Origin of the sequence: Streptomyces sp. A1277 (assembly GCF_004795015.1) — a bacterium.
GTDB lineage: Bacteria > Actinomycetota > Actinomycetes > Streptomycetales > Streptomycetaceae > Streptomyces.
Genome location: NZ_SSBI01000011.1, coordinates 140088 through 160845, shown reverse-complemented (window position 1 = coordinate 160845; position 20758 = coordinate 140088). Strand labels below are relative to the sequence as shown.

The window sequence follows — 20758 nt, the reverse complement described above, 5'->3', positions numbered from 1 at the left end:
GATCTGTCGCGCGGGCGACGGGCCCGGCGGCGGCCCCGGTGGTGTCCCGCTCGCCGCAGCCGGCGGTGAGGGCGACGGCGGCCGCGGCTCCCGCGCGCAGGGCACTGCGGCGGGGCACCGGTGCGTCGGAGGTGTTCATGGCAGAACAGTAGGGGCGATGTGCCCGGAACATCCCGACCGACTCCGCCGACTCCCCCGACAGGCCCTCGGAATGCGCGCCGTCCGCATGCTGGACGATCAAAGGATCATGCGTGGATACTCATGAGTATTCGTGGATTTCCAGGCAAGTGACTCAGCACACCTGCGATTCCTCGCTGAAATGTCCACATACGTTCAGTAATGACCGCTTTGCGGCTTTGGCTAGGGAGTCGTCCGTCTGTCATAGTCGGTGGCACGACCCCCATTGACCCGGGCCAGGTCGTCACGAGCGGCCGTGAACACACCCCCCATTTCACGGCCCCCACAGAAGCCCCCGAGGCGCCGCACCACGGCAGACACGGGGGCTTCTGTACGTCCGGGGGCCCGGCGGGGGCGGGGGTCAGCGGTCGGAGATGCGCATCTCGAACCAGGTGGTCTTGCCGCGGGGTAAGAGGTCCACGCCCCACCGGTCGGACAGCTTGTCCACGAGGAAGAGGCCCCGCCCGCTGATGTCCATCTCCCGCACCGGCATCAGGCACGGCAGCCCGCGCGAGGGGTCGCGCACCTCGATCCTGATCCAGCCGCGGCGGCGCAGCATGCGCAGCCCGAAGACCCTGGCCCCGGTGTGCCGCACCGCGTTGCCGACGAGTTCGGAGACGAGCAGGACGGCGTGCTCGGCGGTCTGCGCGGAGAGCGCCCAGTGGTGCAGCACCACGCACGAGGTGAGCCGGCGGGCGGTGGCCGCGGACTCCGGGCGGGAGGGCAGCCGGACTTCGTCCTCCGTCGGATTTCCGAACAACTCCAGCGCTTTGAACGCCTGTTCGTCTTCGACGGCCGGCATTCTCCGTGCCGCTGTCGCGCTGCTGCGCGGTCGCGGCTGCTCCACACCCTCCAGGCCCGCCATGCACACCATCATGGCCGCACGGCGGGCCTTCCGGGGCCGTTCCGGGGGAATCCCCGACCCTGATCCAGTGATTTCCCGAGGACCGGTAGGCATATGCCAGAGGCAGTATGCGCCCCCGCACACCCCACCTGACCTGCGACGATGTCGCCCTCGGCCGGGTCCGGCGCGGCGGCGGGCGCGGTGGCTCTTAAGGTTGCCTTAAGGCTCCGCTAATCCGCCCGCACGGATGAACGCGCCGCTCCGCGTTCTCAACCGGCGTTCGGTCAGAGGAACTTGGCCTTGCCCGGCCCCTCCTCCACAAAGCTGCGCATTCCGCGCTCGCGGTCCTCCGTGGCGAACAGTCCGGCGAACCAGGTTCGCTCGATCGTGAGACCCGTGTCGATGTCCGTCTCAAGACCGGCGTCCACGGCCTCCTTCGCGGCGCGCAGCGCGAGGGCCGGACCCTTGGCCAGCTTCGCCGCCCAGGCGTGTGCCTGTTCGTACACCTCGGCGGCGGGCACGACGCGGTCCACCAGGCCCATCGTCAGGGCCTCTTCGGCCTTGACGTGCCGGCCGGTGAAGATGAGGTCCTTGGCCTTGGCGGGGCCCACCAGCCGGGCGAGCCGCTGGGTGCCGCCCGCGCCCGGGATGAGGCCGAGCAGGATCTCCGGCTGGCCCAGCTTGGCGTTGTCGCCGGCGATCCGGAAGTCCGCGCAGAGTGCCAGCTCGCAGCCGCCGCCGAGGGCGTAGCCGGTGACGGCCGCGACGACGGGCTTGGGGATGCGGGCGACGGCGGTGAAGGCGTCCTGGAGCGCCCGGGACCGTACGACCATCGCCGCGTGGTCCATCGTCTGCATCTCCTTGATGTCCGCGCCCGCCGCGAACACCTTCTCGCCGCCGTAGAGCACCACGGCTCGCACGTCGTCGCGCCGGGACGCCTCACCGGCCAGTTCGAGCAGCCGGTCCTGGACCGCGACGTCCAGGGCGTTCATCGGCGGGCGGTCCAGGCGGATGGTGCCGACGCCGTCGGTCACTTCGAGGGTTACGGTCATGCGATGCAGGTTAACCGCCGCTAACCCGGGTGGCACCGGCCGGGGCGGGACGCGGGCGGGCCCGGCACCGCTGGTCGCAGTGCCGGGCCCGCCGGTGTCCGTACGCCGGGGACCTACGCGGTCCACTCCGACCAGCTCATGTTCCAGCCGTTGAGGCCGTTGTCCGGGCTGATCGTCTTGTCGTGGGAGTTCTTGACGACCACGACGTCGCCGAGGAGCGAGTTGTTGAAGAACCAGGCCGCCGGCGTGCCCGAGTCGCCGCCGCCGCGCGCGTCCCGGATGCCGACGCAGCCGTGGCTGGTGTTGGCATTGCCGAAGACGCCCGAGCCGCCCCAGTAGTTGCCGTGGATGAAGGTGCCCGAGGTGGACAGGCGCATCGCGTGCGGCACGTCCTTGATGTCGTACTCGCCGCCGAAGCCGACGGTGTCGCCGTTCATCCGGGTCACCTGGAGCTTCTCGCTGATGACCATCTGGCCGTTGTACGTGGTGGTAGCCGGGGCGCCCGCCGAGATCGGGATGTCCTTGATCTGCTTGCCGTCGCGGACGACCCTCATCCGGTGCGTGCTCGCGTCGACGGTGCTGACCTGGCTGCGGCCGATGGTGAAGGAGATGGTCTTGGCCTGCTTGCCGTAGACCCCGGGCCGCCCCTCGACGCCGTCGAGGTTGAGCTTCACGGTCACCTTGGTACCGGCCGCCCAGTACTCCTCGGGGCGGAAGTCCAGGCGGTCGTTGCCGAACCAGTGGCCCTCGACCGGGACGGCGGGCTCGGCCGTCACCTTGATCGCCTTCTCCACGGCCTCCGGGTCGGTGATGCCCCGGGTGAAGTGGATGGAGACCGGCATGCCGACGCCGACCGTGGAGCCGTCCTCGGGGGTGTACTGGCCGATGAAGGTGTTCTGCGGGACGAGCGTGGTGAAGGTGGTGTCCTTCGCGGACTCACGGCCCTTGGCGTCCTCGGCCACCGCGTGGACCTTGTACTTGGTCGCCGATGCCAGGTGCTGGTCGGGCACCCAGCTCGCGCCGTCCGCCGCGATCTTGCCCTCGACCTCGCCGCCCTTGGGGTCCGAGACCTTGACCGTGGTCAGCTTCCCCTGCTCGGCCGAGACCTTCAGCGCCCCGCTGGTGGCGACGGAGTCGGCCCCGTCCTTGGGCGCCACGGTCACCACGGCCTGCGAGGCGCTGGTGTCCGCCTTGACGCCGCCCGCCTTGGCGTCTCCGGCCGCGCCGTTCGCGTCCCCGCCGCCGCACGCCGTCACCATCAGCAGCAGCGCACCCACCGCCAGGGCCGGCAGGCCGGTGGCCCCCCGCATCCGCCGCCTGCCGCGCACCCCGGCCGATGTCCCCGATATCGGCTGCCCGTTCAATGTGGTCGTCTCCCCTCGCACGGCCCGGCCCCGCCTGGGCCCCGGGAACCCGTAGGCTCCCACCCCCGCGCGCTGCACATGCGCGCTCAGCAAAGAGATAATCACACCGACTGCGGGCAGATCGCCCCGGAATTGTCACCGTTCCGTCCCAAGTGGTGGCGGAGGTCGCGGGGCCCGGGGCACGGGGTCGCCGCGCCCCGTCAGCGCAGGGCCGAACCCGCCCGCCACTGGCTCCAGGTGAGGTTCCAGCCGCCCAGCCCGTTGTCCGGTGCGACCTTCTTGTCCTCGGAGTTGACGACCTCCACCACGTCCCCGATGAGCGTCCGGTCGAAGAACCAGCCGGCCGGGGTGGAGCCGCTGCCGCCCTGGACGTCGCGCAGCCCGATGCAGCCGTGGCTGACGTTGGTGGACCCGAAGACGTCCTCGTCGGACCAGTAGTTGCCGTGCAGGAAGGTGCCTGACTCGGTCAGCCGGATGGCGTGCGGGACGTCCTTGATGTCGTACTCGCCGCCGAAGCCGACGGTCCGCCCGTCCATCCGCGTCACGTCGTGCATCTCGCTGACCACCATCTTGCCGTTGTACGTGGTGGTCGTCGGCGAGCCCGCGGTGATGGGGACGGTGGAGACCAGCCGCCCGTCCTGGCGCACCTCCATCGTGTGCGCGGCCGCGTCGACCCGGGAGATCTGCTCCCGGCCCACGGTGAACCGCACCGTCTTGCGCTGGCTGCCGTACACCTGCGGCGCCCCCTCCACGTCGCGCAGCCCGATGTCGACGGTGACCTCGGTGCCCGGCTCCCAGTAGCCGGCCGGGCGGAAGTCCAGGCGGTCCTCGCCGAACCAGTGCCCCGCCACCTCCACCGCCGGATCGGCCGTGACCCGGATGGCCCGCTCCACCGCCGCGCGGCGGGTGACCGGGCGGTTGAACTCGAAGGAGATGATCATGCCGGTGCCCACCGTCGAGCGGTTCTCCGGCTTGAAGTACCCGATGAAGCGGTCGGCCGGGACCACCGTGGTGAAGGTGGTGTGCCGGGCCGAGCGGTGGCCGCCGCCGTCCACGGCGACCGCGTCGACGCTGTACTTGGCGGCGAGCCCGAGCCGCCCCGCCCCTTCCTCCGGCGCCCAGGAGCGGCCGTCCTTCGCGATCTCGCCCCGCACCTCCTCCTCCTGCGCGTCCTCGATCCGCCGCACCCGGACGCTCTCCAGCCGGCCGTCGGGGACCTTCACCTCCACCCGGCTGTCCGCCCGGACGTCCTCGGCCCGGTCGGCCGGGGTGATCCGGATCGCCTCCTGCGGCGACCTCGGCTTGCCTCCGATGACCGAGTCCGTGCCCGAGCAGCCGGTCAGCACGGCCAGTAGGACCAGTACGGCGAGCAGTCCCGGCCGCACCGGGCTCGCCCCTGCCTTCTTCGCTACGTGATTCACGTCCCCCCAACGACGGGGGCCGGTCGGGGGAAACGTGAGTGCGGGGCCCGTCGTGGGCAGAACACAGGGGACGGTCACACTCGGGGAGCCGCGGCCGGGACGCCGCGCGCCCCCTTTCGGTGCCGGTCCCACGAGCCGCGGGAGGCGGACAGGTGTCGAGCGCAGCCGAGCAGGAGGCAGTACCGAAGACGGATACGGGGACGGCCGGGGCCGCCTCGCAGCGGGACACGGCGACCGGGCCGGAGCGGCGGCACCCCGTGGTGTGGCCGGGGACGCCGACGCCGCTCGGCGCCCGCTTCCGGACCGGCCCGGACGGGGTCGCGGGCACCAACTTCGCGCTGTGGGCGGGCGGGGCGGAGGCCGTCGAGCTGTGCCTGTTCGACGAGGCGGGCACCGAGACACGGCTCCCCCTGACGGAGCTGACCCACGAGATCTGGCACGGCTTCGTACCCGGGGTGCGGCCGGGCACGCGCTACGGCTACCGGGTGCACGGCCGCTGGGACCCGTGGACGGGCGCCCGGTGGAACGCGGCGAAGCTGCTGCTCGATCCGTACGCCCGGGCGGTGGACGGCGAATTCACCCTTCCGGCCGAGGTGTACGGCCATGTGAGGGACTGGCCCGAGCAGCACGCCGCCGACACCGTGCGCGACGGACGGGACTCCGCCCCGTACGTGCCCAAGGGGGTCGTCGTCCACGATGACGACGACTGGGCCGACGACCGCAGGCCGAAGACGCCGTGGGCGGACTCCGTCATCTACGAGCTGCACGTGCGGGGCTTCACCCAGCGCCACCCCGGCATCCCCGAGGAGCTGCGCGGCACCTACGCCGGGCTCGCCCACCCCGCGGCCATCGGCCATCTCAAGCACCTCGGGGTGACGGCGGTGGAGCTGCTGCCGGTGCACCAGTTCGCCCACGAGGACCACCTGCTGCGGCGCGGGCTGCGCAACTACTGGGGCTACAACTCCATCGGCTACTTCGCCCCGCACGCCGGATACTCCGCGAGCGGCACGGCGGGCGAGCAGGTCGGCGAGTTCAAGCGGATGGTCCGCGCCCTGCACGACGCGGGCATCGAGGTGATCCTCGACGTCGTCTACAACCACACCGCGGAGGCGGGCGAGCTGGGCCCGATGCTCTCGCTGCGCGGCATCGACAACCGCGGCTACTACCGCCTCCAGGCCGACGCCCGCCGGTACGCCGACTACACCGGCTGCGGCAACACCCTGCACGTCGTCCAGCCGAACGTGCTGCGGCTGATCACCGACTCGCTGCGGTACTGGGTGACCGAGATGGGCGTCGACGGCTTCCGCTTCGACCTGGCGGCGGCGCTCGCCCGCTCGATGCACGACGTCGACATGCTCTCCCCGTTCCTCGCGGTCATCGCCCAGGACCCGGTCCTGCGCCGGGTCAAGCTCATCGCCGAACCGTGGGACGTCGGCAACGGCGGCTACCAGGTGGGGGCCTTCCCGCCGCTGTGGACCGAGTGGAACGACCACTACCGGGACGCCGTACGGGACTTCTGGCGCGGCGCCCTGCCCGACGTACGGGACCTCGGCTACCGGCTGACCGGGTCCAGCGACCTGTACGCGTGGGGCGGGCGCCGCCCGTACGCCTCGGTCAACTTCGTCACCGCGCACGACGGCTTCACCCTGCGCGACCTGGTGAGCTACGAGCACAAGCACAACGAGGCCAACGGCGAGGGCAACCGGGACGGCACCTCGGACAACCGGGCCTGGAACTGCGGGGCCGAGGGCGAGACGGACGACGAGGGCGTAAGCGCGCTGCGCCGCCGGCAGCTGCGCAACCTGCTGACCACGCTGCTGCTGTCGACCGGGGTGCCGATGCTGGTGGCCGGCGACGAGATGGGCCGCACCCAGGGCGGCAACAACAACGCCTACTGCCAGGACAACGAGACCGGCTGGGTGGACTGGTCGCTGCTCGATCAGCCGCAGTGGCGTGAGCTGACCGCGCTGACCGCCCGGGTCCTCGCGCTGCGCCACCGCCATCCGGTGCTGCGCCGCCGGGCGTTCTTCTCCGGCCGCCCGCAGGCCCCGGACGGGCTGCGGGACCTGGCGTGGTTCACCCCGCAGGGCGCCGAGATGACGGAGGGCGACTGGTACGCCCCGGCCGCGACGGTCGGGCTCTACCTCTCCGGCCGCGACATCCCGGGCCGGGACGCGCGCGGCGAGCAGGTGACCGACGACAGCTTCCTGGCCCTCCTGCACGCGGACCACCGGCCGGTGGACTTCCTGCTGCCGGGGCCGCCGTGGGCGCGGGCGTACGAAGTGCTCCTCGACACCTCGCGCGAGGACCAGGCCGAGGCGCCGGGCACGGTCCACCGGGGCGGCGAGCGGCTGACGGTCCCGGAGCGGTCGGTGCTGCTGCTGCGGGTACGGGAGTGAGCGGGCGGTTCAGCCGAGGATGCGGCGCTCGTACGCGACGGCGACGGCGGCGGCGCGGTCCTTGGCGCCCAGCTTGGCGAACAGGTGGGTGAGGTGGGTCTTCACGGTGGCCTCGCTGATGAACAGCTCCGCGGCGATCTCCCGGTTGGAGGTCCCCTTGGCGACGAGGGCCAGCACCTCGCGTTCGCGGGCGGACAGGGTCTCGTTGCCGGGGGCGGCCGGGGTGCGGACCGCGGAGACGAGCCGGGAGGCGACGGCCGGTGACAGGACGGTACGGCCGTCGGCGGCGGCCCGCACGGCGGTGAACAGCTCCTCGCGGGGGGCGTCCTTGAGGAGGTAGCCGGTCGCGCCCGCCTCGATCGCGGGCAGGGTGTCGGAGTCGGTGTCGTACGTGGTGAGGACCAGGACCTTGGAGCGGGCGCCGCGCCGGGTCAGCTCGGTGATCGCGGCGACCCCGCCGCCGCCCGGCATCCGCAGGTCCATCAGCACGACGTCGGGGTCGAGCCGGGCGGCCATCTCGACGCCCTCGACCCCGTCGGCCGCCTCCCCGAGCACCCGGAACTCCGGCGCCGACGCGAACATGCCACGCAGCCCGTCCCGTACGACGGGGTGGTCGTCGACGACGATCAGCGTGATGACGCGCGCGGGATCCCGGTCCATGGCGCACCACGGTACGGGACGGGGTCAGTCGTGCCGGACCATCGGGACGCGGGCGCAGACGGCGGTGCCCAGGCCCGGGCCGGTCTCGACCTCGACGGTGCCCGCCATGCGTTCGGCGCGGGCCCGCATGCCGCCGAGCCCGAATCCGCCGGCGCCCCGGTACGGCGGCAGCGCGGCCGGGTCGAAGCCGCGGCCGTCGTCGCGGACGTCGAGCGAGATCTCGTCGCCCATGTAGGAGAGGGTGACCCCGGCCCGGGAGGGCTCGGCGTGCCGGCCGGCGTTGGCCAGGGCCTCCTCGGCGATCCGCAGCAGGGTGGCGCCGACCTCGTCGTGGAGCGGTTCGACGGTGCCGGTGACCGTGAAGTCGGCGCGGACCCCGGTGCGCTGCGACCAGGTGGCGACCGTCTTCTTCAGCGCGCCGGGCAGGTCGTCGTGTTCCAGGGCGGCCGGCAGCAGGTTGTGCACCGAGCGGCGGGCCTCGCCCAGGCTGTGCCGGGCCAGGGCGGCGGCCCGCACGAGGTGTTCCCTGGCGAGGGCGGGGTCGGTCTCGGCGGTGGAGGTGACGGCCTGGAGCTGGGCGATGATGCCGGTGAGGCCCTGGGCGATGGTGTCGTGGATCTCGGCGGCGAGCCGGCGCCGCTCGTCGGCCACCCCGGCCTCGCGGGCCTGGACGAGGAGCTGGGCATGCAGTCCGGCGTTCTCCGCAAGGGCCTGTTCGAGGCGGGCGTTGGCGGACTCCAGGGCGGCGATGGTGTCGGTCTGCGAACGGGCCTGCTCGGCCTCCCGCTTGCCGATCTGGGCGAAGGCCATGGCGAGCGTCGCGTGCACGGCCAGCACGACGCCGAAGACGATCCAGTTCATGAGGGTGGCGGGCGGCAGGGTGCTGCCGCTCTGCGCGCCCGCCATGATGACGGCGGTGGCCAGTAGACCGGGCCGCACGCCGCGGTACGGGAGCACCCGGCCCGCGTCGAAGTAGCCGAGCACCGCGTAGATCGAGTAGAAGGGGTTGCACCAGGTCAGCCCGAAGGCCAGCAGGGTGCGGGTGATGAAGTAGCACTGGGCGGCTCCGCTCTGCGGGCGGATGCCGGCGCGGGTCCACCAGAACTGGAGGGCGAGCGCAGCCGGGATGAGCACGAGGGCGCCGCGCTCGTCGGCGCCGGACATGACGAGGTCCCGGGACACGACCGCGATGACGGTGGCGAGGCCGAGCAGCCCGTACGGCCCGTACCGGAAGAACCGGCCCCACCACTGCTCGACCGCCGTCACGGCCTCCTCGTGCGCGCTCATGGGAGAAGTCTCCCTCGTGCCCGGAGCCGCTGTCCGCCCCCGCGTCGGCTACTGCCACCGGAACGTACGGGTCGCGGCCCAGCCCGCCACCGCCGTCCAGGCGGCGACCGCTCCGAGGTACGCCCAGCTCGGCCAGTCGCCCCGGGCGGCCTGGTCGAGCGCCTGGGAGGCCGCGCCGAAGGGGGTGGCCTGGACGATGCGGCGGAGCGCGTCGGGCATGGCCTGGACGGGGACCCAGACGCCCGCTGTGAACATCATCGAGAAGTAGACGACGGACCCGATGGTGGCGGCGATCTTGGTCGTGCGGGAGACGGCGCAGATCAGCGAGCCGAGGGCCAGGACGCAGGCGACCGCGAGCAGCAGCGCCAGCAGATAGCCGAACGGCCGGCCGGGCAACCGGACTCCGAAGGCGGTCCGGCCGACGGCGGTGACCAGCAGGGCGGAGACGAGCGCGGCGGCGCCGTGCAGCGCGATCTGCGCGCCGAGGAGGGCGGAGGGCCGTACGGGGGTGGTGGACATGCGGCGCAGGATGCCGCGTTCGCGGTAGCCGGTCAGGACGGGCGGCATCGCCTGGAGCCCGGACATGATCAGAGCGAGCAGCACCGCGACGGACACGTACAGGTCGATGACGCGCCGGCCGCCGAGCCCGTCGTCGTGCACCCGGAAGGACGGGACCAGGCCCAGGATCACCAGCAGCACGGTCGGGAAGACCACGATCCAGAACAGGCTGCCCGGTTCGCGCAGGAACAGCCGGGTCTCCGACTTGAGGACGGCGAGCGTCGCGCCGGAGGCGGTGGCGCGGGGCGCGGCGGTGGTGGCGGTGTGCGCTGTGGCCATCTCAGGCTGCCCGTTCTGTGAGGCCGCGCTCGTCGGCGGGGCCGGGGTGTTCGGTGAGGTCGAGGAAGGCGTCGTCCAGGGTCGCCTCTGCGACGCGGAGCCGGTGGGCGGTGACGCGGAGCCGGGCCAGCAGTGAGATGACGGCGTTGACGGTCTCGTCGGTGCCGTTGATGAGGACCCGGCCGTCCCGGTCCTCGTACGAGGTGGCTCCGGGCAGCGCCGCGAGTTCGGCCTCGGGCAGCGGCTTCGAGGGGGTGAAGGAGATGACGGTGGAGCCGTCGGCGCCGGCGATCAGCCCGGCGGGGGTGTCGAGGGCGACGACGTGTCCCTTGTCGATGACGGCGATGCGGTCGCAGAGGCGCTGGGCCTCCTCCATGAAGTGGGTGACGAGGACGACCGTGACGCCGCTCGCGCGCACGTCCTCGATGAGCTGCCAGGTGTCGCGCCGGGCCCGGGGGTCGAGGCCGGTGGTCAGCTCGTCCAGGATGACGACGCGGGGCCGGCCGACGAGGGCGAGCGCGATGGACAGGCGCTGCTTCTGGCCGCCGGAGAGCCGGCCGAAGCGGGTGTCCAGCTTGGTGTCCAGGCCGAGCCGTTCTGCGAGCGGCCGCCAGTCGGCGGGCCGGGGGTAGAAGGCGCTGTACAGCTCCAGGGCCTCACGCACGGTGATCTTGGTCTGGAGTTCGCTCTCCTGGAGTTGGGCGCCGAGCAGCCGGGTCACCCGGTCGCGGTCCGCGACGGGGTCGAGTCCGGCGACCCGGACGGTCCCGGCGTCGGGGACCCGCAGCCCCGCGACGCACTCGACGGTGGTGGTCTTGCCCGCGCCGTTGGGGCCGAGAATCCCGAAGATCTCCCCCTCGTCGACGGAGAAGCTCACTCCGTCGACCACGGGGCGGCCGCCGTAGGACTTGCGCACCCCGCTCGCTTCGATGATTGCCATGGCACCGAGCATTCATGCCCGCGGCCCGCGGCGGCATCCGCCATCGCGCTCGGACCGGCATCAGCCGATCGGTTGATGCCGCCCTACGACCCCCGGCGCGGTCCGCCTCCGCCGGGCACCGGACGGCCGGATAAAACCGCAGGACCGATATCCGGACGGACCGTAGGCTCACCCTGATGCGCCAGGAACATGTAGAGCCCAAGGACCGGTCCGCCGTACGTTCGCTGCTGCGGTTGTGGCCGTATGTGAAGCCGGTACGGACCCGGCTGTTCAGCGCGGCGCTGGTGGCGGTCGTCGCCTCCTGTCTGGGCCTGGTGATCCCGCTGGTCCTGAAGTGGATCGTGGACGGCCCGGTCGCCCACCGGGACCCGGGCGGGGTCTGGCTCGGCGCGCTGTACCTGCTGCTCCTGGGCATCGCGGAGGCGGTGCTGTTCGGGGTGCGGCGGTGGCTGGTGGCGCGTCCGCTGGCCGGCTTCGAGGCGTCGATGCGGGCCGACCTCTACCGGCACCTCCAGCGCCTGCCGGTCTCCTTCCACGACCGGTGGCCCTCGGGCCAGTTGCTCTCGCGCGGGACGACGGACCTGATGCTGCTGCGGATGTTCCTGGCCTTCCCGCTGACCTTCCTGCTCGTCAACGGCACCACGATCCTCGTCGGTTTCGTGATCCTGCTGTCGCAGGAGTGGACGCTGGGGCTGGTGCTGCTCGCCCCCGTCGTACCGCTCGTGATCGTCTGCTCGGCGTTCGAGGCGAAGTACGCGAAGGTGGCGCGCGCGGCGCAGGACCAGGTCGGTGATCTGACGACCGTGGTCGAGGAGAGCGTGCTGGGCATCCGCATCATCAAGGGCTTCGGCCGCCACCGCAGCCAGGCGCACGCCTTCCGCGTGCTCGCCGAGCGGCTGCGCGCCACGGAGCTGGGCAAGGCGCGGCTGCTCGCGGGGATCTGGGCCCTCATCACGACGCTGCCGGAGCTCGCCATCGGGGCGGCGCTGGTCTTCGGCACGATCGAGGTCGCGGACGGCGGCCTGTCGGCGGGCACCCTGGTCGCGTTCCTCTCCACGGCGCTCGCGCTGCGCTGGCCGGTCGAGTCGATCGGCTTCCTGCTGGCGATGAGCCAGGAGTCGGCGACGGCGACCGAGCGGTTCTTCGAGGTGATGGACGTCGCCGAGGAGGAGGACGCCGCGCGGGCGGCCGGTGACGGCACCGGCGAGGCCCGGGAGGCGGGCGGCATGGTCTTCGAGGGCGTCGAGTTCCGCTACCCCGACGCGGAGGAGGGCTCCGCGCCCGTCCTCGCCCGGATCGATCTGCGCATCCGGCCGGGCGAGACGATGGCCCTGGTCGGGGCGACGGGTTCCGGCAAGACGACGCTGACCTCCCTGGTGCCCCGGCTGCACCAGGCCACCGCGGGGCGGATCACCCTGGACGGCGAGGACATCACCGCCATGCCGCGTGCCCGGCTGCGGGAGCTGGTGTCGGTGGCGTTCGAGGAGCCGACGCTGTTCTCGGCGAGCGTCGGGGAGAACGTGCTGATGGGCGCGGCCGGGGCGGGCGAGGAGGAGTTGCTGCGGGCGCTCTCGGTCGCGCAGGCCGACTTCGTCCACGAGCTGCCGCACGGCGTGGACACCCAGGTCGGCGAGCAGGGCCTGAGCCTGTCCGGCGGCCAGCGCCAGCGCCTCGCCCTGGCCAGGGCCGTGGTGGGCCGGCCGCGCTTCCTGGTGCTGGACGACCCGCTCTCGGCGCTCGACGTGCACACGGAGGCGCTGGTGGAGGCGGCGCTGCGGCGCGTCCTGGAGGAGACCACGGCGGTGGTCGTCGCGCACCGGCCGTCCACCGTGATGCTCGCGGACCGGGTGGCGCTGCTGTCCGAGGGCCGGATCAGCGCGGTCGGCACCCATCAGGAACTGCTGCGCACCAGCACCGAGTACGCCTGGCTGATGTCCGGCGCGGGCCTGTCGGCCGGCGAGGACGGGAGCACCGGGGCCCGGGCCGAAACGCCCGGTACGGAAACAGCCGAAGACGAACACCTGGACGCGATGGCCCCTGCCGAGGAGGGCAGCACCCGATGACGAGTACGACGACCGGACGGCCCGCGGAACCGGGCGGCGACGACGAGGACGAGCGCCAGGCACCGCCGGCCGCCACGGCGGCCGAACAGCCGCCCGCGAAGGCGGACGGCGACCCCTTCGACCGCGACGACCTGCCCACCCCGCGCGGCGCCACCTGGCAGCTGCTCCGGTCGCTGCTGCGGCCGATGCGGGGCCGGGTCGCGGCGGCCGCCCTGTTCCTGCTGGTGCAGCAGGCGGCCGTGCAGGCCGGCCCGCTGCTGGTCGCCTACGCCATCGACAGCGGGGTGCCGGCGTTCCGGGAGAACGACTACGGGCCGCTGATCGCCGTGGCGTCGGGCTACGCGCTCTGCGCGGCCGGTGCGGGCGCCCTGCAGTACGCGTTCATCCGCATGTCCGCGCGGGTCAACCAGGACGTGCTGCTCGACCTGCGCGGCCGGATCTTCCGCCATGCGCAGGCGCTGAGCGTGGACTTCCACGAGCGGTACACCTCGGGGCGGCTGATCTCGCGTTCCACCACGGACCTGGAGTCGCTGCGGGAGCTGCTGGACGAGGGGCTCCAGGAGCTGATCCACGTGCTGCTGTCGTTCGTCTCCATCGCGGCGGTGCTGCTCTGGCTGGACCTCGCCACGGGCGCGGCCGCGGTGGCGTCCTTCGCACCGCTGTACCTGCTGGTGCAGCTCTACCGGCGGCGCTCCTCGGTGATCTTCGGGGCCCGTTCGACGGCGATCGCCGCGGTGATCGTGAAGTTCGCGGAGACGATGAACGGCATCCGGCCCGTCCAGGCATTCCGCCGCGAGCCCGTCAACGACGCGGCCTTCCGGGAGCTGAACGCGCGCCACCAGGGCACCAACGGCGACGCGATGCTGGAGAACGCGCGCTATGTCGTCGGCTCGCGGCTGGTCGCGAACACGGCGGTGGCCGGAATCGTGCTGTGGGGTGCCTACCGCGTCGCCTCCGGCGGGCTCGCGCTCGGTGTGCTGGCGGCGATGGTGCTCTATCTGCGGCGGCTCTACGACCCGATCGACCGGCTCAGCATGTTCCTCAACTCCTTCGAGTCGGCGGCGGCCTCGCTGGAGAAGGTCGCCGGTCTGCTGGCCCAGACGCCCACGGTCCCCGAGGCCCTGGCGCCGCGCGAGCTGCCGGTCCGTACGGGCGGCCAGCCGGGCCGCGAGGTGGTCTTCGACTCGGTGAGCTTCGCGTACCGCACGGGCGGTGAGGTGCTGCCGCGCTTCGACCTGACCGTCCCGGCGGGGCAGACGGTGGCGGTGGTCGGCTCCACGGGGGCGGGCAAGTCGACGCTCGCCAAGCTGCTGGCCCGCTTCTACGACCCGACCGAGGGCCGGGTCCTGCTGGACGGCACCGACCTGCGGGACCTCGCCACGCCCGAACTGCGGCGCGGCGTGGTGATGGTGACGCAGGAGGCGTTCCTGTTCTCCGGGACGGTCGCCGAGAACATCGCGATCGGCCGGCCGGAGGCGAGCCGCGAGGAGATCGAGCGGGCGGCGAAGGCGATCGGCGCCCACGACTTCATCACCGGTCTGCCCGACGGCTACGACACCGACGTGCGCAAGCGGGGCGGCCGGATCTCGGCGGGTCAGCGCCAGTTGGTGGCGTTCGCCCGTGCGCTGCTCGCGGACCCGGCGGTGCTGATCCTCGACGAGGCGACCAGCTCGCTCGACATCCCCGGCGAGCGGGCGGTGCAGCAGGCGATGGACACCGTGCTGCACGGCCGCACCGCGGTGGTGATCGCGCACCGGCTGTCGACCGTGGAGGTCGCGGACCGGGTGCTGGTGATGGAGCACGGCCGGATCGTGGAGGACGGCGCGCCCGCCGAACTCATCGCCGGCACCGGCCGGTTCGCCGGCCTGCACCGCGCCTGGCGGGAGAGCCTGGCCTGACCTCCGCCGCGGAGCCTGGCCCGGCCTCCGCCGCGCCCGGCCGTCCGCCCTCTTCGTACGAGGGCGGACGGCCGGGAACGAGCCACACTTGCCCGCCGTCTCGCCAGGTGGGAACTTTCCGGTTCTTCACACGGCCGTAGCATCCGGTCACGTACGTCACGAACTCGACGCGCCCTGCACGTTCGGTCCCGAAAGCCCCCGGGCGGCCGTGGCGTGAAGCTCGGCGAAACGTCCGCTTAACGAACATGACCATTCCGGCAACGGACGAATTCCGGCCAAGTTGTTGACGCGGTCCTGACAGGACTGGCCCGCGGCTGACACTCTTCACCCCGTTCTGCGCACTGCTTGCTCTGCCCGGACGGCGAACCCAGCCGCCGGTACCCCCCTCGCAGAAGGAGTCCGCGTGAGATCCACGCCCAGCCGTCGTACCACCGCGACCGGCGCTCTGATAGCCGCAGCAGCACTCCTCGCCGTAGGAGTCCAGACCGGGTCGGCCTCCGCCGCACCGGACGCGGGTACCACCAAGGCCGCCACCGCCTCCACGGCGAACCACGGCGCCCTGCCCAAGCAGCTCTCGCCCTCGCAGCGCGCCGAGCTGATCCGCGAGGCCACCGCGAGCCGGGCGGCCACCGCCGAGAAGCTCGGCCTCGGCCCGCAGGAGAAGCTCGTCGTCCGCGATGTCGTCCAGGACAACGACGGCACCACGCACACGCGTTACGAGCGCACCTTCGACGGGCTCCCGGTCCTCGGCGGCGACCTGGTCGTCCAGGAGAGCAAGGCCGGTGCCACCGAGAGCGTCGTCAAGGCGTCCCCGGCCACCGCCTCCCAGCTGAAGGCCGTCAGCACGACGGCGGACGTCGCCCCGGCGGCGGCGCAGAAGCAGGCGCTCGGCGCGGCCAAGGCGGCCGGCTCGGACAAGGCGGTCGCCGACCAGGCGCCCCGCAAGGTCGTCTGGATGGCCTCGGGCACCCCGCAGCTCGCCTACGAGACCGTCGTCGGCGGCCTCCAGGAGGACGGCACCCCGAACGCCCTGCACGTCATCACGGACGCCACCACCGGAGCGAAGCTCTACGAGTGGCAGGCCATCGAGACGGGCGTCGGCAACACCGAGTACAGCGGCCAGGTCACCCTCAACACCTCGGGGGCGTACAACCTGACCGACACCACCCGCGGCAACCACAAGACGTACAACCTGAACCACGGTACGTCCGGCACGGGCACCCTCTTCTCCGGCTCCGACGACGTCTGGGGCAACGGCCTCGCCTCGAACCCGGAGACCGCGGCGGCGGACGCCCACTACGGTGCGGCCGAGACCTGGGACTACTACAAGAACGTCCACGGCCGGACCGGCATCAAGGGCAACGGCGTCGGCGCGTACTCCCGCGTCCACTACGGCAACAGCTACGTCAACGCCTTCTGGGACGACAGCTGCTTCTGCATGACGTACGGCGACGGCAGCGGCAACGCGGCCCCGCTGACCGCCCTGGACGTCGCCGCCCACGAGATGAGCCACGGCGTCACCTCCAACACCGCGGGCCTGAACTACAGCGGTGAGTCCGGCGGCCTCAACGAGGCGACCAGCGACATCTTCGGCACCGCCGTCGAGTTCTACGCGAACAACTCCACCGACAAGGGCGACTACCTCATCGGTGAGAAGATCGACATCAATGGCGACGGCACGCCGCTGCGCTACCAGGACAAGCCCAGCCGGGACGGGATATCGAAGGACTCCTGGTACTCGGGCATCGGCAACATCGACGTGCACTACTCGTCGGGCCCGGCCAACCACTTCTTCTACCTCCTCTCGGAGGGCAGCGGCGCCAAGACCATCAACGGCGTCAGCTACAACTCCCCGACCTCCGACGGCCTGCCGGTGACCGGCATCGGCCGCGACAAGGCCGAGCAGATCTGGTTCAAGGCGCTCACCACCAAGTTCACCTCCACGACCAACTACGCGGCGGCCCGCACCGGCACGCTCGCCGTGGCCGGTGCCCTCTACGGCACCAGCAGCGCCGAGTACAAGTCGGTGGCCGACGCCTGGGCCGCGATCAACGTCGGCGCGCGCCCCGGCGGCGGCACCGACCCGACCGACCCCGGTGACGGCACGGTCTTCCAGAACACCACCACCGTGGCCATCCCCGACCACGGCTCGGCCGTCACCAGCTCGGTCAACGTCACCGGCCGCTCCGGCAAGGCGCCCAGCGCCCTCAAGGTCGGCGTGGACATCACCCACAGCTGGCGCGGTGACCTGGTCATCGACCTCGTCGCCCCGGACGGCGGCACCTTCCGGCTGAAGAACGCCTCCATCGGCGACTCGGCGGACGACGTCAAGACGACCTACACCGTCAACGCCTCGTCCAAGACCGCCAACGGCACCTGGAAGCTCAAGGTCCAGGACATCTACTCCGGGTACAGCGGAAAGATCAACAGCTTCAAGCTGACCTTCTGATCCGGCCCCACCGCCCGGCCCACCGCATGGGCCGCGGCACGGGTCACCGCATGACCCGGCGCTGATACGGCGAACCGCCCGGGAGGAGACCTCTCCTCCCGGGCGGTCGCGCGTCCGCCGGGCTCCGGGCGTCAGCGCATCAGCACGCCCGCGCCCTCACCCGTGCGGCCCATCGGCTGGGCGACCAGGCCGAGTTCCGCCCCGTGGGCCAGCAGCCGGTGGGTGGGCAGCACCCGCACGGTGTAGCCGTAGGGTCCCGTCCGGTCCAGGGCGAGCGGGCCCTCGTACAGCCAGCGGCCCTCCAGGTCCTGGCCGCCCGCCGGCTTCAGCGGGAAGACCTGGGCGTCGAAGATCGCGTCGGCCGAGTCGACCCGCCCGGCCACCGCCTGCACCTCCACGTCGTCCGGCTCCAGCGCGCCCAGGCTGACCCGGACCCGCAGCGCCAGCGTGGAACCCAGCTCCGCCGACGTACCCGACGCGCTGGGCGTCACCGCCTCCACATGGTCCACGGCCACCCGCGGCCAGGCCGCCCTGACCCGCGCCTTCCAGCCGGCCAGCTCCCGGGCCTGCTCCACCTCCAGGGACCGCTGGGCGACGGCGGCCGGGGTGTACAGCCGCTCCACGTACTCGCGGACCATCCGGTCGGCGAGCACCTTGGGCCCCAGCGTGCCCAGCGTGCGGCGGACCATCTCGATCCAGCGGCCGGGCATTCCCTCGTCCCCGCGGTCGTAGAAGCGCGGCGCGACCCGGTCCTCGATCAGCTCGTACAGGGCGCCCGCCTCCAGGTCGTCGCGCCGGTCCTCGTCCAGGGCGCCGCCCTCGGCCGTCGGGATCGCCCAGCCGAAGTCCGGCTCGAACCACTCGTCCCACCAGCCGTCCAGCACGGACAGGTTGAGGCAGCCGTTGAGCGCGGCCTTCATCCCGCTCGTCCCGCACGCCTCCAGCGGGCGCAGCGGGTTGTTCAGCCAGACGTCGCAGCCCGGGTAGAGCTTCTGGGCCATCGCCATCCCGTAGTCGGGCAGGAAGACGATGCGGTGGCGGACCCGGGGGTCGTCGGCGAACCTGACCAGCTCCTGGACCAGCCGCTTCCCGCTGTCGTCGGCCGGGTGCGCCTTGCCCGCGACGACGATCTGGATCGGCCGCTCCGGGTGCAGCAGCAGCCCGCGCAGCCGGTCCCGGTCGCGCAGCATCAGCGTCAGGCGCTTGTAGGAGGGGACGCGGCGGGCGAAGCCGATCGTCAGGACGTCGGGGTCCAGCACGCCGTCGATCCAGCCCAGCTCGGCGGGTTGTGCGCCCCTGGTGCGCCAGGAGGCGTGCAGCCGCTGCCGCACCTCGGTCACCAGCTGTTCGCGCAGGGTCCGGCGCAGGTCCCACAGCCGCCGGTCGGGGATGGCGGCGACGGAGTCCCACCGCCCCGGTGTGCCGCCGGACTCGGTCCGCAGCCGGTAGACCTCGGGGGCGACCCAGGTGGGCGCGTGGACCCCGTTGGTGACGGAGGTGATGGGCACCTCCGGGGCGTCGAAGCCCGGCCAGAGCCCGGCGAACATCTCCCGGCTGACCGCGCCGTGCAGCGTGGAGACGCCGTTGGCGCGCTGGGCGAGCCGCAGCCCCATCACCGCCATGTTGAAGACGCCCGGGTCGCCGCCGGTGTAGGTCTCGGTGCCGAGTTCCAGGACGCGTTCGGCGGGTACGCCGGGCAGTTCGCCGTCCTCGCCGAAGTGGCGGGCGACGAGTTCGCGGTCGAACCGGTCGATTCCGGCCGGGACCGGGGTGTGGGTGGTGAAGACGGTGCCGGCGCGGACGGACTCCACCGAGGAGTCGAAGTCCAGGCCCGTGGTGGCCAGCTCGCGGATGCGTTCGAGGCCGAGGAAGCCGGCGTGGCCCTCGTTGGTGTGGAACACCTCGGGGGCGGGGTGGCCGGTGAGCCGGCAGTAGGTGCGCACCGCGCGGACCCCGCCGATGCCCAGCAGCATTTCCTGGAGCAGCCGGTGCTCGCTGCCGCCGCCGTACAGCCGGTCGGTGACCTCGCGTTCGCCGGGGGCGTTCTCCTCGACGCCGGAGTCGAGCATCAGCAGCGGCACCCGGCCGACGTGGGCCTGCCAGATCTGGGCGTGCAGGGAGCGGCCGCCGGGCAGGGCCAGGACGACCTGGCTGGGGGTGCCGTCGGCCTCGCGGAGGAGGGTGAGCGGCAGCTCGTTGGGGTCGAGGACGGGGTAGTGCTCCTGCTGCCAGCCGTCCCTGGACAGGCTCTGGCGGAAGTAGCCGTGGCGGTAGAGCAGGCCGACCCCGACGAGGGGGACGCCCAGGTCGCTGGCGGCCTTGAGGTGGTCCCCGGCGAGGATGCCGAGCCCGCCGGAGTACTGCGGGAGTGCGGCGGTGACCCCGAATTCGGGTGAGAAGTAGGCGATGGCGGCGGGGAGCGCGGCGCCCTCGGCGCGCTGCTCCTGGTACCAGCGGGGCCCCTGGAGGTACTCCCGGAGGTCGGCGGACGCCTCGGCGAGCCGGCGCAGGAACGCTTCGTCCCGGGCCAGCTCGGCGAGCCGGCCCGCGGAGACGGAACCGAGCAGGCGTACGGGGTCGCACTCCGCCGCGGGGCCGGCCGCCGGGTCGACGGCCTGGAACAGCTCGCGGGTCTCGGTGTGCCAGGACCAGCGCAGGTTGCGCGCCAGGTCGCTGAGGGGTTGGAGGGAGTCGGGCAGGACGGGACGCACGGTGAATCGACGAATGGCCTTCACGCATTCCACCTTTACAGGGGACGTACGAATCGGAGCGGGACGCACCACCATGTGCGCCGCTCCGTCACCCTCGACGGTAGCCGCGGGCCGGGTCCGGCAGCCACGGCGCGCGGGCGCCGGGCGGAGTGCGACCGGTGCGGTCCGGACGCCCGTGCGCTCCGGTCCCGTACGCCCCTTTCGCCACCGCACGCACAACCGGGCTCATACGGCACAGGCGTTATGGCCGATTCCTTCCCCTCATGCGGCCTTGTGAGCCTCCACCCCAGGGGGAAAGCTGCCGTGTGGCGCCTTTCCCACCCGCGTGCGCCGGTTCCGCACAATCCCGCGTACGCGCGGCGGAGCCCGGCGCATTCGGAACGTCCCCCATACGCCCGAGCAGACGACATATCACCGGATTGGCCCACCACGATGCTGGGGAAGGCTTCTCCGGTACCCGGAACGAATGCATTCGGATGACAGCCGACGAGGGTTCATCTGCGGCACGCGCACGATTCATTCCCAGACCGCCGGTGATCGGCCCCCGGTTCGTATACGGCCTGTTTCGACTGCCATTCGAGTGAACGCGGACAGGAGCGGCCATGCCCACACCCCGCCAGCCATCCACCGAGCGGCTAGAAAGGACGCAACCCCAC

At 72.4% G+C, this 20758-nt stretch carries 13 protein-coding genes; 4 read left to right on the top strand and 9 right to left on the bottom strand.

Features of this window, described 5'->3' with window-relative positions; translation table 11 throughout:
- Positions 1-538 precede the first annotated feature (538 nt).
- From E6R18_RS10340 to E6R18_RS10325, 4 genes are all read right to left on the bottom strand, one after another.
- Entirely contained in the window at positions 539-1054 is a 516-nt protein-coding gene (locus E6R18_RS10340) for an ATP-binding protein (protein WP_136316562.1), read from the bottom strand.
- Between the two features lie 251 nt (positions 1055-1305).
- A complete protein-coding gene (locus E6R18_RS10335) occupies positions 1306-2073 on the bottom strand; it encodes an enoyl-CoA hydratase-related protein (RefSeq protein ID WP_136316561.1) in 768 nt (255 codons plus the stop codon).
- Positions 2074-2186: 113 nt separating this feature from the next.
- Positions 2187-3383, bottom strand: a complete 1197-nt coding sequence (locus E6R18_RS10330) for an Ig-like domain-containing protein (protein ID WP_136316571.1) — start codon at positions 3381-3383, stop codon at positions 2187-2189.
- 254 nt (positions 3384-3637) lie between these two features.
- Positions 3638-4858: an Ig-like domain-containing protein gene (locus tag E6R18_RS10325; RefSeq protein ID WP_136316560.1), complete on the bottom strand. Its 1221-nt coding sequence runs from the start codon at positions 4856-4858 to the stop codon at positions 3638-3640.
- 152 nt (positions 4859-5010) lie between these two features.
- On the opposite strand from E6R18_RS10325, the gene glgX reads away from it, so the two are divergent.
- A complete protein-coding gene (glgX, locus tag E6R18_RS10320; protein WP_168712315.1) occupies positions 5011-7257 on the top strand; it encodes a glycogen debranching protein GlgX in 2247 nt (748 codons plus the stop codon).
- 9 nt (positions 7258-7266) lie between these two features.
- On the opposite strand, the gene E6R18_RS10315 is transcribed toward glgX, so the two are convergent.
- From E6R18_RS10315 to E6R18_RS10300, 4 genes are read right to left on the bottom strand one after another with little or no spacing between them, the layout of a single operon-like run.
- Positions 7267-7917 carry a response regulator transcription factor gene (locus E6R18_RS10315; protein WP_136316558.1) on the bottom strand — a complete coding sequence of 217 codons (651 nt, stop codon included), beginning with the start codon at positions 7915-7917 and terminating at the stop codon, positions 7267-7269.
- A gap of 24 nt (positions 7918-7941) precedes the next feature.
- Complete coding sequence (locus E6R18_RS10310; protein WP_136316557.1) at positions 7942-9204, bottom strand: sensor histidine kinase; 1263 nt, start codon at positions 9202-9204, stop codon at positions 7942-7944.
- A 48-nt stretch (positions 9205-9252) separates the two neighbouring features.
- On the bottom strand, positions 9253-10041 hold the full coding sequence (locus tag E6R18_RS10305) for an ABC transporter permease (RefSeq protein ID WP_136316556.1): 789 nt from the start codon (positions 10039-10041) through the stop codon (positions 9253-9255).
- 1 nt (position 10042) lies between these two features.
- The gene (locus E6R18_RS10300; RefSeq protein WP_206308255.1) at positions 10043-10981 is read right to left on the bottom strand and encodes an ABC transporter ATP-binding protein; all 939 of its coding nucleotides are present in this window, start codon (positions 10979-10981) and stop codon (positions 10043-10045) included.
- Positions 10982-11157: 176 nt separating this feature from the next.
- Here E6R18_RS10300 and E6R18_RS10295 point away from each other — a divergent pair, with 176 nt between their 5' ends.
- The 3 genes from E6R18_RS10295 (at position 11158) to E6R18_RS10285 (ending at position 17391) form a co-directional block, all read left to right on the top strand.
- Complete coding sequence (locus E6R18_RS10295) at positions 11158-13044, top strand: ABC transporter ATP-binding protein (protein ID WP_136316554.1); 1887 nt, start codon at positions 11158-11160, stop codon at positions 13042-13044.
- Positions 13041-14942 (top strand): ABC transporter ATP-binding protein, encoded by a 1902-nt coding sequence (locus E6R18_RS10290; protein WP_136316553.1) that lies wholly within the window; start codon positions 13041-13043, stop codon positions 14940-14942. The genes E6R18_RS10295 and E6R18_RS10290 overlap by 4 nt, the downstream gene beginning before the upstream one ends.
- Positions 14943-15345: 403 nt before the next feature.
- Positions 15346-17391, top strand: coding sequence for a M4 family metallopeptidase (locus tag E6R18_RS10285; RefSeq protein ID WP_136316552.1), 2046 nt, complete (start codon positions 15346-15348; stop codon positions 17389-17391).
- 131 nt (positions 17392-17522) lie between these two features.
- Here E6R18_RS10285 and glgP read toward each other — a convergent pair whose 3' ends face one another.
- Positions 17523-20126, bottom strand: a complete 2604-nt coding sequence (glgP, locus tag E6R18_RS10280; RefSeq protein ID WP_206308254.1) for an alpha-glucan family phosphorylase — start codon at positions 20124-20126, stop codon at positions 17523-17525.
- Positions 20127-20758: the final 632 nt, after the last annotated feature.